Below are 15,140 nucleotides of genomic sequence, written 5' to 3' on the forward strand. Positions count from 1 at the left end.
AAATATATGGCTTTTATTTTAAACAATATGTATTAATAAATAAAAAAAACGAACATTACTGCATTTATTATGTATAGAATAATTTATTTAGCCGCTAATCCACTTTATAGAAAACGAAGTTCTAAAATAAACCCAACTAAAAACATTCATATATAACACAATATCAAACCATTAAATAAAATAAAAAAGTCAAAAACCTATTGGGGTTTTTGACTTGTCCAAATTGTATAAAGAAATTTTTATACCGTATCTTTTTTTGCCAATGCTTTATTATTTTCCAAAGCTTCTTTCTTTTGGAGAATGTTAAAAGTACGATTGCACATCATAATAGAAATTTCATACAGCAACAATAGAGGCATGGCTGCCATCATCATGCTCATCACATCGGCGGGTGTAACAATTGCAGCGACTACCATGATCAGTACAATGGCGTGCCTACGATAGGTTTTCATAAATTCCGGAGTTAATAATCCCATATTGGTTAAGAAATACACCAACATTGGGAATAAAAACATCACTCCCATCCCGAGAACGACTTGTAAAAACAGTGTCGCATAATCCGAAAGATCGTACAATGGAATGATGATGTCTGAAATTTTAAAAATGACTCCAAAATTAACCGCAAAGGGCAAAATTAAATAATATCCACACAGGACTCCCATCATAAAAAGAATCCAAATTCCATTAATCACAAAAAGAGAATTTTTTCTTTCATTTTCGTGAAGAGCCGGTGAAATAAATCTCCAAATCTCATAAACAATATAGGGAAATGCCAAAACGATCCCTCCGAATATGGACACGGCCATCATCACATTAAATTGCTGATACAGCCTCTGAACCCTCACCGGAAAATCGGCAGGAAGCGTGATACTATCTTCACCAATAAACATTCTGGAAAAATGGTTAACCACTTTAAAGGTTGGAAAATCATTCCGAACCGGTCCAAAAAATACATGATCGATAATCCATTCTATATTAAAACCAACGACGCATGCACAAATTATTATGGCAATCACGCATCGTATCAGATGGCTTCTAAGTTCGCCAATGTGTCCCCAAAAGGACATATCATTTTCTTCGTTCTCTTTCAAAATTTTGAATTCTAAATTAAAATCAGCATTAATTAATCCCTTCGTCCAACAAAGTATGCAGATCGATAATACCGAAATATTCACCATTGTTAGTCACCACCAACTGTCCGATATTGTTGTCTTTCAGTATTTTCATTGCTACTTTCGCCAAAGTATTTTTCTCCACGGTTTTAGGATTTTTCGACATGATGTCTTTTGCCAAAACCTTAGAAACATCTTCGTCCTTCATCAACATCCTTCTTAAATCACCATCGGTAATGACCCCTAGAATTTTATCCTCTTCAGCAACAATGGTAATTCCGTGAGAAGAGGAACTGATGGAAATGATCACCTCTCTTATACCTGCTCCTGGACTAACTTGTGGTTTCTTGGACGATAAAAATTGTTCCACTTTCGAGGTTAAATTTTTCCCCAAGCTTCCACCTGGATGAAATCTGGCAAAGTCATTGGCTCTAAAATTTTTCATTTCCATAAGCACCACCGCCAAAGCATCACCCAAAGCCATTTGAACCGTAGTCGAAGATGTAGGAGCCAATTTGTTGGGACACGCTTCTTTATCAACTTTGGTATTGAGTACCACATCGGAGAACTCGGCCAATTTGCTGTTCAAATTTCCGGTCATGCCAATCAGAGCAGAAGAATATTCTTTTAGAAAAGGCACCAAATTAACAATCTCAGGAGAGTTGCCGGAATTGGAAATGCACAAAACCACATCTTGTTTTTGCACCACTCCCAAATCGCCGTGTATGGCTTCAGAAGCATGTAAAAACTGCGAAGGAGTGCCGGTAGAATTGAGTGTTGCAACAATCTTATTTCCTACATGAGCCGATTTTCCGATTCCAACTACAATTAATTTTCCTTTCGCTGAGCCTATCAATTCGGCTGCTTTTACAAAGTCAGCATCAATTCTTTCTTTAAGTTTTACCAACTCATTTATTTCAATTTCTATTGCTTCTTTTCCTAATTCTTGGATTTGTTCTGAATTCATTCGGATGGATTTCGTAATTTACAGAAATTTAGAACCTGCATTCTTTAATTTTTAATTCATATTTCTTACTAAAAAAAATTAATTAAAAATTTGATTTCTGATGAATAATGATTAATTTTGAAGTTAGTGCAAATTTAAAACAATTTTTGATTTCATTTGAAGTTACAATGAAAAACACGGAATTATCTAAAGAACTAAAAAAGCATTTTGGCTTTTCAAATTTCAAAGGACAACAAGAACAAGTTATCGAATCTCTTTTGGAGGGCAATGATGTTTTTGTTTTGATGCCAACAGGCGGTGGAAAGTCACTTTGTTATCAGTTACCCGCACTTATCTCCGAAGGTACAGCCATTGTGGTATCGCCACTCATCGCCTTGATGAAAAACCAAGTCGATGCCGTTAATGGACTATCCTCAGAGGAAGGTGTTGCCCATGTTCTTAATTCGTCCCTCAACAAGTCGCAAACCAGAACGGTGATGGACGACATAAAATCGGGCAAAACCAAGCTGCTCTATGTTGCTCCAGAATCTCTAATAAAAGACGAATATCTCGATTTTTTTAAAGAAGTGAAGATCTCTTTTGTCGCCATTGACGAGGCACACTGTATTTCGGAATGGGGGCACGACTTCCGTCCAGAATATAGAAATCTAAAACTCATCATCGATAAAATCGCCAATGTACCGGTAATTGCGCTAACGGCTACGGCAACTCCAAAAGTACAAGACGACATCCAAAAAACTTTGGGCATGAACAACGCCTTGGTTTTTAAAGAAAGCTTTAACCGACCTAATTTATTTTATGAAGTACGGCCAAAAGTAAATATCGATAAAGAAATTATACGATTTATAAACACTCATAAAGGTAAGTCTGGAATTATCTATTGTCTAAGCCGTAGAAAGGTTGAAGAATTTGCACAACTCCTTCAGGTCAACGGGATCAACGCACTCCCATACCACGCTGGGCTGGACAACAAAACCAGAATGGGCAACCAAGACAAATTCTTGATGGAAGAATGCAACATCATAGTCGCAACCATTGCTTTTGGTATGGGTATTGACAAACCGGATGTGAGATTTGTAATCCATTACGACATACCAAAATCACTAGAAAGTTATTACCAAGAAACCGGTAGGGCCGGCAGAGACGGTGGCGAAGGACATTGTGTAGCCTTTTACGACCCAAAAGATATTGAAAAATTAGAAAAATTCTTGGCTCAAAAACCCGTTTCAGAAAGAGAAATCGGTTTGCAATTGCTCAATGAAGTGGTTGGTTATGCCGAAACTTCCATGAGCCGCAGACAATACCTTCTTTATTATTTTGGTGAAGTTTTCGACCCAATCAAAGGAGCTGGTGCAAAAATGGACGACAATTCCGTAAACCCTCCAAAATTAAAAAATGTTTTCAATGAACTGAAAATCGTATTGGATACTGTAAAATCTTTGGACGAAAAGTTCAGAACCAAAGACCTTATCAATATTATTACAGGTAAAGAAAGCTCCATTACAAAATCGTATAAGTTGGAAAGCCACAAACAATTTGGTATTGGAAAAAAAGAATCGGATAATTATTGGAAATCCATCATCAGACAAGCTACGGTTCAAGGATTTTTAACTAAAGATATTGAGACATACGGTGTTCTTAAAATATCCGAAAAAGGGAATGAAATTCTAAAAAACTCCAAAGAAATAGAATTTTTAATTGCTGAAGATCGAGAATACGACCTTGCCCAAACAAAAGCAGACATCGATCAAATTGAAGTTAAAGGAGGAAATTCCCTAGACCAAAATCTTTTTAACCTACTAAAAGAACTTAGAAAAAAGGTTGCAAAAAAATTAGGAATCCCTCCGTACACCGTATTTATGGATCCCAGTTTGGAGGACATGACGGTGCAATACCCCATCAACATTGATGAAATTGGCAAAATATACGGAGTTGGTGAAGGTAAAGCCAAAAAATTTGGTAAAGAATTCGCCGAATTTATCAAAAAATATGTAGAAGATAACCAAATTGAGAGAACTCAAGATATGGTCATAAAACAAGTGGCCAACAAAGCTTCGCACAAGGTTTTCATCATACAAAGTACCGATAAAAAAATTGATCTTGAAGATATTGCCAAGGCTAAAAATCTTACCATGACCGATCTTTTAAAAGAAATGGAACAAATTGTTTATCAAGGTACCAAACTAAATATCGACTATTATATTGAAGATACGATTGACGAAGATTTAATCGATGAGTTTATGGACTTTATGAAAGAGTCCGAAAGCGATAGCATGAAGGTAATCACCGATGAATTTGGTGATGATTTGAGCGATGAAGAACTAAGGATGCTCAGAATAAAATTCATCAGTGATATTGCCAATTAGGTTGTAGATATTAGCTTAAATATAAAATCGATTCAATTGTAATATTTGAATCGATTTTTTATGATTACTGCATAAAAAAACTGAGTTGCTTAGGCAACCCAGTTTTAATTTATCAAAGACTTTTGTCTTATTCAGCAAGGATGATTCCTTTATTATTACTGAACTCGATAACTCCACTTTTAACTAAAAAAGAATAAACCGATTTGGATTCGTTTTCTTTTCTAAGGTTCTTGGCAAATTGCTCAGGAACTTCATTGGTGAAAAGTCTTATATTTCCATTAACCAAAGACGAAACGATGGCAATGTGATCTTTCATGATGTGGAAATCCCCATTTTTCCCTGGTAGTAGAACAGATTCTACCTCACCTTCAAAAATTACAGTTTCCGGGGTTAATATTTTTATAATCATCTTTAAATGAAATTATAGATTATAGATTATAAATTTTAGACAAAATCCACAATCTAAAATTTAAAATTTAAAATTTCTTATTTGTTCTCAGAAAGCATTTTCTCTCCTGCTTCGATTGCTTCTTCAATAGTTCCTTTTAGGTTGAAACAAGCTTCTGGCAAGTGATCCAATTCTCCATCGATAATCATGTTAAATCCTTTAATGGTGTCTTTAATATCTACCAAAGCACCTGGGATACCTGTAAACTGCTCAGCAACATGGAAAGGCTGAGAAAGGAATCTTTGTACTTTTCTGGCACGATATACAACCAATTTATCTTCTTCAGACAATTCTTCCATACCAAGGATCGCAATAATATCTTGAAGCGCTTTGTATCTTTGAAGGATTTCTTTTACTCTTTGAGCGGTGTTGTAGTGTTCAGCACCTAGGATTTCCGGAGTAAGGATTCTTGAAGTTGAAGACAATGGGTCTACCGCTGGGTAAATACCCAATGAAGCGATCTTTCTGTCCAATACGGTTGTTGCATCCAAGTGGGCGAAAGTTGTAGCCGGAGCCGGGTCGGTTAAGTCATCCGCAGGTACATAAATAGCTTGTACAGAAGTAATAGATCCGTTTTTAGTAGAAGTAATTCTTTCCTGCATCGCACCCATTTCAGAAGCCAAAGTTGGCTGATAACCTACCGCTGATGGCATACGCCCTAGAAGTGCAGACACCTCTGAACCAGCTTGGGTAAAACGGAAGATGTTATCAACGAAGAAAAGTACATCTCTACCTTGACCTTCACCATCACCGTCACGGAAATATTCTGCAATTGTAAGTCCAGAAAGGGCTACTCTAGCTCTTGCACCTGGTGGTTCGTTCATCTGTCCGAAAACGAAAGTACACTTAGAGTCTTTCATTTCTTCTAGATTTACTTTAGAAAGATCCCAACCTCCATTTTCCATAGAGTGCATGAAATCTTCACCATACTTAATAATTCCTGATTCCAACATCTCTCTCAAAAGGTCATTTCCTTCTCTGGTTCTTTCACCTACACCGGCGAATACAGAAAGACCACCGTGACCTTTTGCAATATTATTAATCAATTCTTGGATCAATACAGTTTTACCTACACCAGCACCACCGAACAAACCAATCTTCCCCCCTTTTGCATAAGGTTCGATAAGGTCAATTACTTTGATACCTGTAAAAAGCACCTCAGCAGAAGTTGATAATTGATCAAATTTAGGAGCTTCTCTGTGGATTGGCAAACCGTTATCTTTTGACAAGTCTTGGATACCATCGATGGCATCTCCAACTACATTAAATAGTCTTCCGTAAACACCTTCCCCTGTAGGCATGGTAATTTGACGACCTTGTCCTGTTACTTCTTGTCCTCTTTTAAGACCATCCGTTGCATCCATTGCGATACATCTTACTGTGTCTTCACCGATATGTTGTTCTACTTCTAGGACTACTTTTTCTCCGTTATCTTTAACGAGCTCAAGAGCGTCGTAAATTTTCGGAAGTTCTTCAACTTCTTTGAAAACCACATCAATAACGGGACCGATAATTTGAGAAATTTTTCCTTTTATTTGGTTTGCCATTGCTAAATTTTTTCGTGTGTGCAAATATAGTGATAATTGACAAATCTGCAATTGATTAACAAAAGATTTTTGTCATATTTTTTTTAAACATCGAACACCAATAAGCCCAAGGCTTGTTTTTGATGTTTCGCTCGTCATTTTAAAATTAAATGCTAAAAAAAAGAATCGGATGCTTATCCGATTCTTCATTAGTCTAAAATGTATTATTAATTAATAACTTCATATTCAACAGGGACTACACCGTGGCCTACTGGCGCTATGGCCTTGAAAGCTGCTTTGGATACATCTAATGCTCTAGACGCTACAAATGGTCCTCTGTCATTGATTCTAACGACAACGCTTTTTCCGTTTTTAATATTCGTCATTTTCAATTTAGTTCCGAATGGAAGACTTCTGTGAGCTGCTGTAAGTTTTGAATTATCAAAAAGCTCACCGCTTGCTGTTTTTCTACCGTTAAATTTATCGTGGTAGAACGATATTAAACTTGTCTTTGCATCGGTTGCTTCACTCGAAAATGAATAAAAACTTAGCATTGAAATCATCATTATGATTACGAGACTAACTCCTTTCATCATACTTTTGAATTTTTGGGGTTTTAACGAGGGCAAAATTAGGCGGTTATCAATTCCGACAAAAACCACCTCGTTAAAAAGCATCAAACTATTCTTAAAAAAATCATAACAAAACCTGCAACTCCCTATGAATAAAGCGATTCAAAAGACTGTTAAAAAAATGTTAAAAAATACACTAAAAGTTAAAAATAATTAACAAAATCATCAAAAAACACTTACTAAACTTGAATTAAAAATCTGATTATCAACCTATTAAATGATTTCAAAATAAATTTTAACACCACACAATATTTTTAAAATTATACGGTTGAAATCCAATGCTAAATCCTACATTTTCAATTCAATTAAATGAAGTTTAAAAGCAGATTTATCCTAAATTTGCACCAAAGGCTCCATAGTTCAACGGATAGAACAAGAGTTTCCTAAACTTTAGATCCAAGTTCGATTCTTGGTGGAGTCATTTTTCCCAAAAAAAGAGACGAACCTTTTCTTGTTCATCTCCAATTTGTTTAATGTTTTTTATCCACCACAATCCTATCCTTTCGGTTGACCAACTCCCATGCTGTTGAAAAAATTAGTTGTGTTCTTTTCTTTAGCAATTCGTAATCTATTTTCTCCGGGTCATCTGTTTCTTTGTGATAATCTTCATGAATCCCATCAAAGTAAAAAGCAACAGGAATACCATTTTTGGCAAAATTATAATGGTCACTCCTATAATATAGACGATTCGGATCTTTGGGATCGTCGTATTTATAATCCAACTTCATTTTATAAGTCTTGTTATTTGCTGCTTCAGAAATCATTTTCAATTCCGAGCTCAACATTTCCGATCCGATAACATATACATAGTCTTGATTGCAATTTCCCGGATCGCAACGACCAATCATATCTATATTAAGGTTGGTCACGGTATTTTCTAAAGGAAATACAGGATGATCGACATAATAAGATGATCCAAAAAGCCCGTGCTCTTCACCGGTTGCATGCATAAATAAGATGGATCTTTTGGGACCGTGCCCTTTTTTCTCTGCCAATTTGAAGGCTTCAGCGATTTCCATAACAGCAACTGTACCACTTCCATCGTCATCGGCACCGTTATAAACGACTCCGTTTTTCGTTCCAATATGGTCATAATGCGCAGAGATTACGACAATTTCGTTGGGCTTCTCACTGCCTTTGATAAAAGCCAAAATATTATCCGAGTCCGAAAATCGTTTCCCGTTCCACGATTTTTTATTCATGTATTCTGCAGGTACTTTTTGAAAATACGAACCCAATACTTCCGGATAGCCAATTTTTCGATCTTTATAATAATTTATTACATAATCGCCTGCTTTTTTTTGGCCTTTGCTTCCGGTATCTCTACCCTCCATTTCGTCGGAGGCAATTACGAATAAATTTTTCTTTAACTCATCGGATTTTATAGATTCATACGCTTGATTGTACGCTTTTCCGTTGGTCGTATAATCAATGGTTTTACAAGAAACCAATCCTAATAGGATAAGTACCGATATGGAGACTCTCTTCATAAATAAGTATTTTGTATTTTTTTAATGAAAATTTAGTAAGAATGGGATTTCAATCGATAAAAAATCAAATTTTATCATCAATTGATACGGCTAAAATAAATAATTATTCCGAATTTGCGTTGTATTACCGAACGAATAATACTCCTGATGAACATCCAAAGAAAACACAGCGGCAGTGACTTGACCATTTTTTCAGAAATGTCACAATTGGCACAACAACACCAAGCCATCAATATATCCCAAGGCTTCCCCGATTACGAAATCGATCCAAAGCTAAAAAAACTTCTTAGCCAAGCCACAGAAAACAATTTTAACCAATACGCGCCTTTACAAGGCAATCCTTTATTAATTGACAATCTGGTGGCCTTCAACAAAAATAGAGTCCTACCGTTAACTATTGAAAAAGAAGAAATTACCATTGTCCCCGGTGCAACTTATGCCATTTATACCGCTTTAGCTACTATACTACAACCGGGAGATGAAGTCATCGTTTTTGATCCGTGTTACGACTCCTATGTCCCTGCTATTGAGATGAATGGTGGAAAACCCATTTTTGTACAATTGAATGAAAAATTTGAACTCAATTGGGACGAATTCAAAAATGCAATTTCTCCAAAGACCAAAGCCATCATCATCAATTCCCCCAACAATCCTTCAGGAAAAATTTGGAGCAAAGAGTCCATCAATCAGTTTTGGGAAGTTATAAAAAACACCGACATCATTGTAATTTCCGACGAAGTTTATGATCTTTTGGTCTATGACAAAGCCATATTCCACAGTGCTTTTCACCACCCCGAACTCAAAAAGAGATGCTTCAGTATTTTTTCATTTGGAAAAATGTTTCACATTACCGGTTGGAAAATTGGATATATCGTTGCCTCTGAGGAACTAAGCATTGCCTTTAGAAAAGTACATCAATACCTCACTTTTTGTGTGAATGCACCTGCCCAACAAGCCCTTGCGCAGTATTTGGAAATTTTCGATCAAAAGAAGAATACAGAGCTGATGCAGTCAAAAAGAGATTATTTTTGGGACATGATGCAAGAAACACCTTTTGAGTTGCAAAGACCAGCGCAAGGAAGTTATTTCCAAACCGGGAATTTTAAAACCATAAAACCCAATATGTCCGACAAGGAATTTGCAATATGGCTTACAACAGAGAAAAAAGTAGCTACAATACCGGTTTCGGCATTTTATCACGATCAAAAAAACACTGGAAACATTCGTTTTTGTTTTGCAAAAAGAGAAGAAGTTATCGAACAAGCAGTAAAAAATATGAAAAACTTATAGAATATTCAAATTTAACCACAGACACCATTGCACAATACCGAATTTTAATTAATTTTATTCAACAAAAACTAAATTTAATTAAAATACCATTAATGAAGTTCAGAAAAAGACATTCTGCAGGTAAAGTCAATATTTATACCGAAATAGCTGAATTGGCAAATCAGCATTTTGCGGTTAATCTAAGTCAGGGTTCTCCAGATTTCCATCCGGATCCTCGGCTTCAAAATTTTTTAATAGAAGCGGCAGACCAAAATCTTTTTCAGTATGCTTCGGTATCGGAGTTACCAATATTGACGGAAAACCTCATCAAGTTCAATAAAAAAAGAAATCACCCATTAGAACTGTCCGAAAATGAATTGGCGGTTATCCCGGGAGCCACATACGGCATACATCTGGCATTGGCCACTTTTCTAGAACCCGAAGATGAAGTGATCGTTATCGAACCGTGTTACGAAACCTATGCTCCAGCTATTGAAATTCGAGGTGCAGTACCTGTTTATTTTCAAATGGAAGAAAATTACAGCATCGATTGGGATAAACTAAAATCTCTTATTCGTAAAAAAACAAAAGGCATCATCGTCAATTCTCCGAGTAACCCAACGGGAAAAGTTTGGAAAAAAGAAGATTGGGACCAGCTTTGGGAGGTCATAAAAAACACCGATATCTTGGTCGTTTCGGACGAAGTTTACGATTTGCTTTGTTACGACCATCGCGAATTTTACTCCGCTCGTTTGCATCCAGAAATTAAGAACAGGAGTTTTTCTGTTTTTTCATTTGAAAAAATGTTCCACATTAGCGGATGGAAAGCCAGCTACATCACGGGGACAGAAAAATTCATGTCAGCCTTCAAGGATTTGCATCAATACCTTTCCTTCAATATTAATGTCTATTCTCAATATGCTTTGGCTAAATATTTAGAGGTTTTCGATGCTGAAGAGCACAGAAAATTTTATCAAAGTAAAAGAAATTTCTTTTATCATTTACTCGAAGAGCTCCCCTTTGATCTGGATCCAAAGGTAGAAGGAGGCTATTTTCAAACCGTGGGATTCAAGAACATCAAACCGTATATGAGTGATTTAGAATTTTCTAAATGGCTCATCGAAACCATCAAGGTTGCTCCAATTCCGTATTCAGCTTTCTATCACGACCACATCGATACTGGTAAAATCAGACTTTGTTTTGCCAAACACGAAGATACCATCGTACAAGCTGTGGAAAACTTGAAGAAAATATAAAACCTCCCAAAAAGGAGGTTTCGTTTCATAAACTATTATTTGTTATTCTGAATGATGATTGGTTTTTACATGTTGTAAAGTTTCCAATTTTGCTTTTCTATTTTCTTCAATTTTATCCTTGTGCAAGGTGGCCAATGTTGGAGCAATCACCAAAGAAACAATGGACATTAATTTTATCAGGATATTCATGGACGGTCCAGAAGTATCTTTGAAAGGGTCTCCCACCGTATCTCCAGTTACCGATGCCTTATGAGGATCTGATCCTTTGAAATAAGTTTCACCTTTTATATCCACTCCTTTTTCGAAAGATTTTTTAGCATTATCCCAAGCACCACCCGCATTATTTTGAAACATTCCCATTAAAACTCCTGAGACGGTCGCTCCTGCTAGGAAGCCGCCCAAAACTTCTGGTCCAAAAATAAAACCAACCAAAAGAGGAGAGATGATGGCAATGGCTCCGGGCAACATCATCTTTCTAATGGACGCATCGGTGGATATCGCAACACATTTGTCGTATTCGGGTTTTCCTGTACCTTCCAAAATCCCGGGAATTTCTCGAAATTGTCTTCTCACCTCTTCCACCATTGCCATTGCAGCTTGTCCCACCGCAGTGATGGCTAAAGATGAAAAAATAAACGGAATCATAGCGCCTACAAAAAGTCCGGATAAAACATCGGCTCTGTAAATATCAATCCCGTCGATACCTGCAATACCTACAAAAGCCGCAAACAACGCCAAAGCAGTTAGTGCCGCAGAAGCAATTGCAAATCCTTTTCCTGTGGCAGCCGTTGTATTTCCGACAGCATCCAAGATATCGGTTTTCTCACGAACTTCTTTGGGCAATTCACTCATCTCAGCTATTCCACCGGCGTTATCGGCAATTGGTCCAAAAGCATCAATAGCCAATTGCATGGCTGTTGTTGCCATCATTCCGGCTGCAGCAATGGCAACACCGTACAAACCAGCACAAAGATAGGATCCAAAAATACCACCTGCTAAAACCAAAATAGGAAGAAATGTAGATTCCATACCCACAGATAGTCCACCAATAATATTGGTTGCATGTCCTGTAGAAGATTGCTCGACAATGCTGTACACCGGTCTTTTTCCCATTGCTGTGTAATATTCGGTAATGACGCTCATTAAAGTGCCTACCAAAAGTCCAACCATAATGGCTCCAAAAACACCCATTTTACTAAACTCGTGTCCTCTTAGCACCATTGTTTCCGGCAAAATATAATCCACTAAAAAATAAGAAACCACGGCGGTAATCACAATACTTCCCCAATTTCCTAGGTTCAGGGCATTTTGAACTTTAGAAGTTTCTAAAGGAGAGTTTTCATTTATTTTCACAAAAAAAGTACCAATAATGGAAAATAAAATTCCCAAACCTGCTATGAGCATGGGTAAAAGAATGGGAGCAAAGCCACCAAATTGATCTTGGGAAATCGTCTCTCTCCCCAAAACCATGGTCGCCAAAACCGTAGCGACATAAGAACCGAACAAATCGGCACCCATCCCAGCTACATCACCTACATTATCTCCTACATTATCTGCTATGGTTGCAGGATTTCTTGGGTCATCTTCCGGGATTCCGGCTTCTACTTTGCCGACCAAATCAGCACCTACATCGGCGGCTTTGGTATAGATCCCGCCACCTACTCTTGCAAAAAGTGCGATGGATTCGGCTCCTAAAGAAAAACCGGTTAGGATTTCGATGGTTTGTATCAATCCTTTGGAATCGACTTCTGCATCTGGGGCGAAAATTTGTTTAATGATTAAAAATAAAGATCCAAGTCCTAGAACAGCTAAACCGGCCACTCCCATTCCCATCACGGATCCTCCGGTAAAAGAAACTTTTAGTGCTTTAGACAAAGAAGTTTTCGCGGCTTCTGCAGTTCTCACATTCGCTTTGGTGGCAATTCTCATACCTATAAAACCTGCCAATGCAGAAAAAATTGCTCCAACAACAAAAGCCAGACCAATGCTCCAATGAGAATCGGAATTGGACATCCCCATAATGCCCAGCAATACAGCAACAATAAATACAAAATAAGTCAAAATTTTGTATTCAGCTTTTAGAAAAGCCATAGCGCCGTTGGCAATATGTCCAGAGATTTCTTTCATTTTCTCGTCTCCGGCAGCTTGTTTACTCACCCAGTTGCTTTGCAGAAAGGTGTACAGCAAAGCGACCAACCCAAAAATAGGGATCAAATAAAATAAATTCATAGTTCAGTTTTTGTATTTGGTTTATATAAGAATTAAAAATAATAAATAAATTCATATAAAATTTAAAAATATGATAAAAATTATATTCAATATTTACAAATCACAAAAACGAAATGAAGGAAAATAAAAAAACAGCAAGCTAGGCTCACTGTTTTCTATATCGATATATTTTTTTTAAAGATTATTTAGCACCGTAGATTCTGGCGTAATCTTCTTGAGAAGCCAAAATGACTTTCTTAGCTTCTTCAGCTCCGTAGATGTTATCAATTCTACATTTTGCCTCTTCGTTTGGTAAGTTTTTATAAGTTAGGAAATAGTGCATCAACCTGTTTACTTCTGCTTCTGGCAACTCACTGATGTCTCTGAAATGACCAAAAGCGTGATCGCCCACCATTACAGAAACAATTTTATCGTCGGCTTCGCCTTTATCGATCATTTTGAAACCACCGATTGGAATGGCTTCCATCATCAAACCACCGGAATGGATGTTATGAGAGCTCAGTACCAAAATATCCAACGGGTCGTTGTCTCCTTCTACCACATCGGTTGATCCCGATTCTATGGCTAATTTTTTCACTTCGTCGTGGCAATAAGTTCTTGGGATAAAACCGTAAAGTGCCGGGATGATGTTGGAAAATTTTTGTGGTCTATCCACTTTCAAATATCCTGTTTCTTTGTCCACTTCGTACTTAATGGTGTCTTGAGGCACAATCTCTACAAAAACATTAACTACCTCTGGGCATTGTTCGCCAGCGGTAATACCGTGCCATGGATGTGCTTTAAAATTTGGAATCATTGTATTGTTAATTGTTAAAATTTATTATTAAAAGTTCTTTTTTTATTTCGTCTATGGTTTGTGAAACAAAATCGCCTTCTTGGGTATAATTCATCATGAAAACTGTTTTATAGTCATCCAGATTCGCTTGGTTCCCCAATCCTTCGTAGGTCGAATGCAATAGCGCCACCAATCTGTTTTTAGAAGTAACGATATTTTGCCAATTTACAGTAGAAATATACAATTGTTGGGTAGAGTTATAATCAAACTCTTCTTGTATGCTCCTTTCTGTAAGGTAAATAAATTCGTGAATTGCTAAATTTTTATCGAATTTAGAAATCAGCTGAGAAGGTTTCATCCTATCCAAGAAAAGAGTCATTCTTTCGAAAGCTTGAAGTCTGGACTCTTGTCCAACAGACATTCCTAAAGACTTTAGCTCTCTTTCTTTCGCATTGATGTAATAATATACAAATTGTCTCAACAAAACCAAAAAAGGAGTTGCAACGACAACAGCAAAAATATATGGCAAATATGGAGTAAGACTACTAAAGTTCATTTTTTTTTAAAGCGCAAAATTATGAAAAAAACATGAGTTTTTTTAAAAAAAATACAAGGGTTTGACTTATGAAAGGTTTGAACTATAGATTATCCAAGAACAATACTGCCCTAAATAAAATTTAGAGTAAATTATTCCCGCATAAAGTCAATTTTTGTGCGGATTTTTTCTACTTTTCAAAAAGATATCAAATGAGTCCAACTATCAAAACCTTTATTTCGGTAATCTGTTTTCTTCTCGGTTACTAATTTTTTAAAAATACTCGGTCTATTTTTGAAATAATCTGAGAAATCGAAGATTCGATATAGTCAAAATAATGTTATTTTTGAACCCATAAGAAGGTTTTTTGTTTTGCAACCTCTAAGATAATTAGAGTCACTTAAATTCCTTCTTATTTCTTCTATTTAGGACGGGATTGTTCTTTTTAAAAATATTTGCTGAAGGTAAAATTTTTTATATTTTTGAAATGCAAAATTTTGAAAAAAAAATTGAAAAACAATTACTAAAAAGTTAA

12 protein-coding genes and 1 tRNA gene are annotated in these 15,140 nt (G+C 36.4%); 4 read left to right on the top strand and 9 right to left on the bottom strand.

Going from position 1 to position 15,140, the window contains the following annotated elements:
- Positions 1-239: 239 nt before the first annotated feature.
- Both tatC and H9Q20_RS02040 read right to left on the bottom strand, forming a co-directional pair.
- Positions 240-1,067, bottom strand: coding sequence for a twin-arginine translocase subunit TatC (gene tatC, locus H9Q20_RS02035; protein WP_241154776.1), 828 nt, complete (start codon positions 1,065-1,067; stop codon positions 240-242).
- 52 nt (positions 1,068-1,119) lie between these two features.
- A complete protein-coding gene (locus H9Q20_RS02040; RefSeq protein WP_187478171.1) occupies positions 1,120-2,079 on the bottom strand; it encodes an SIS domain-containing protein in 960 nt (319 codons plus the stop codon).
- Positions 2,080-2,246: 167 nt separating this feature from the next.
- Here H9Q20_RS02040 and recQ point away from each other — a divergent pair, with 167 nt between their 5' ends.
- Positions 2,247-4,445: a DNA helicase RecQ gene (gene recQ, locus H9Q20_RS02045; protein WP_187478172.1), complete on the top strand. Its 2,199-nt coding sequence runs from the start codon at positions 2,247-2,249 to the stop codon at positions 4,443-4,445.
- Between the two features lie 127 nt (positions 4,446-4,572).
- Here the strand turns inward: recQ and H9Q20_RS02050 are convergent, their stop codons facing one another.
- The 3 genes from H9Q20_RS02050 to H9Q20_RS02060 all read right to left on the bottom strand — a co-directional run bounded on the left by H9Q20_RS02050 (position 4,573) and on the right by H9Q20_RS02060 (position 7,096).
- A complete protein-coding gene (locus H9Q20_RS02050) occupies positions 4,573-4,854 on the bottom strand; it encodes a FoF1 ATP synthase subunit delta/epsilon (RefSeq protein ID WP_124642674.1) in 282 nt (93 codons plus the stop codon).
- 77 nt (positions 4,855-4,931) lie between these two features.
- Positions 4,932-6,440, bottom strand: coding sequence for a F0F1 ATP synthase subunit beta (gene atpD, locus H9Q20_RS02055; RefSeq protein WP_124642672.1), 1,509 nt, complete (start codon positions 6,438-6,440; stop codon positions 4,932-4,934).
- A 206-nt stretch (positions 6,441-6,646) separates the two neighbouring features.
- The gene (locus H9Q20_RS02060) at positions 6,647-7,096 is read right to left on the bottom strand and encodes a septal ring lytic transglycosylase RlpA family protein (protein ID WP_410369582.1); all 450 of its coding nucleotides are present in this window, start codon (positions 7,094-7,096) and stop codon (positions 6,647-6,649) included.
- 304 nt (positions 7,097-7,400) lie between these two features.
- On the opposite strand from H9Q20_RS02060, the gene H9Q20_RS02065 reads away from it, so the two are divergent.
- Positions 7,401-7,472, top strand: a tRNA-Arg gene (locus H9Q20_RS02065).
- A 49-nt stretch (positions 7,473-7,521) separates the two neighbouring features.
- Here the strand turns inward: H9Q20_RS02065 and H9Q20_RS02070 are convergent.
- Complete coding sequence (locus H9Q20_RS02070) at positions 7,522-8,541, bottom strand: M28 family metallopeptidase (RefSeq protein WP_187478173.1); 1,020 nt, start codon at positions 8,539-8,541, stop codon at positions 7,522-7,524.
- A gap of 147 nt (positions 8,542-8,688) precedes the next feature.
- Here H9Q20_RS02070 and H9Q20_RS02075 point away from each other — a divergent pair, with 147 nt between their 5' ends.
- Entirely contained in the window at positions 8,689-9,831 is a 1,143-nt protein-coding gene (locus H9Q20_RS02075) for a methionine aminotransferase (protein WP_187478174.1), read from the top strand.
- 92 nt (positions 9,832-9,923) lie between these two features.
- Entirely contained in the window at positions 9,924-11,066 is a 1,143-nt protein-coding gene (locus tag H9Q20_RS02080; RefSeq protein ID WP_187478175.1) for an aminotransferase class I/II-fold pyridoxal phosphate-dependent enzyme, read from the top strand.
- 42 nt (positions 11,067-11,108) lie between these two features.
- Here H9Q20_RS02080 and H9Q20_RS02085 read toward each other — a convergent pair whose 3' ends face one another.
- The 3 genes from H9Q20_RS02085 to H9Q20_RS02095 all read right to left on the bottom strand — a co-directional run bounded on the left by H9Q20_RS02085 (position 11,109) and on the right by H9Q20_RS02095 (position 14,626).
- The gene (locus H9Q20_RS02085) at positions 11,109-13,295 is read right to left on the bottom strand and encodes a sodium-translocating pyrophosphatase (protein WP_124642662.1); all 2,187 of its coding nucleotides are present in this window, start codon (positions 13,293-13,295) and stop codon (positions 11,109-11,111) included.
- A gap of 181 nt (positions 13,296-13,476) precedes the next feature.
- Positions 13,477-14,091, bottom strand: a complete 615-nt coding sequence (locus H9Q20_RS02090; protein ID WP_124643378.1) for an inorganic pyrophosphatase — start codon at positions 14,089-14,091, stop codon at positions 13,477-13,479.
- Between the two features lie 7 nt (positions 14,092-14,098).
- Positions 14,099-14,626 (bottom strand): hypothetical protein, encoded by a 528-nt coding sequence (locus H9Q20_RS02095; RefSeq protein WP_187478176.1) that lies wholly within the window; start codon positions 14,624-14,626, stop codon positions 14,099-14,101.
- Positions 14,627-15,140: the final 514 nt, after the last annotated feature.

The organism is Amniculibacterium sp. G2-70 (genome assembly GCF_014353055.1).
In the GTDB taxonomy this organism is placed as follows: Bacteria; Bacteroidota; Bacteroidia; order Flavobacteriales; family Weeksellaceae; genus Amniculibacterium; species Amniculibacterium aquaticum.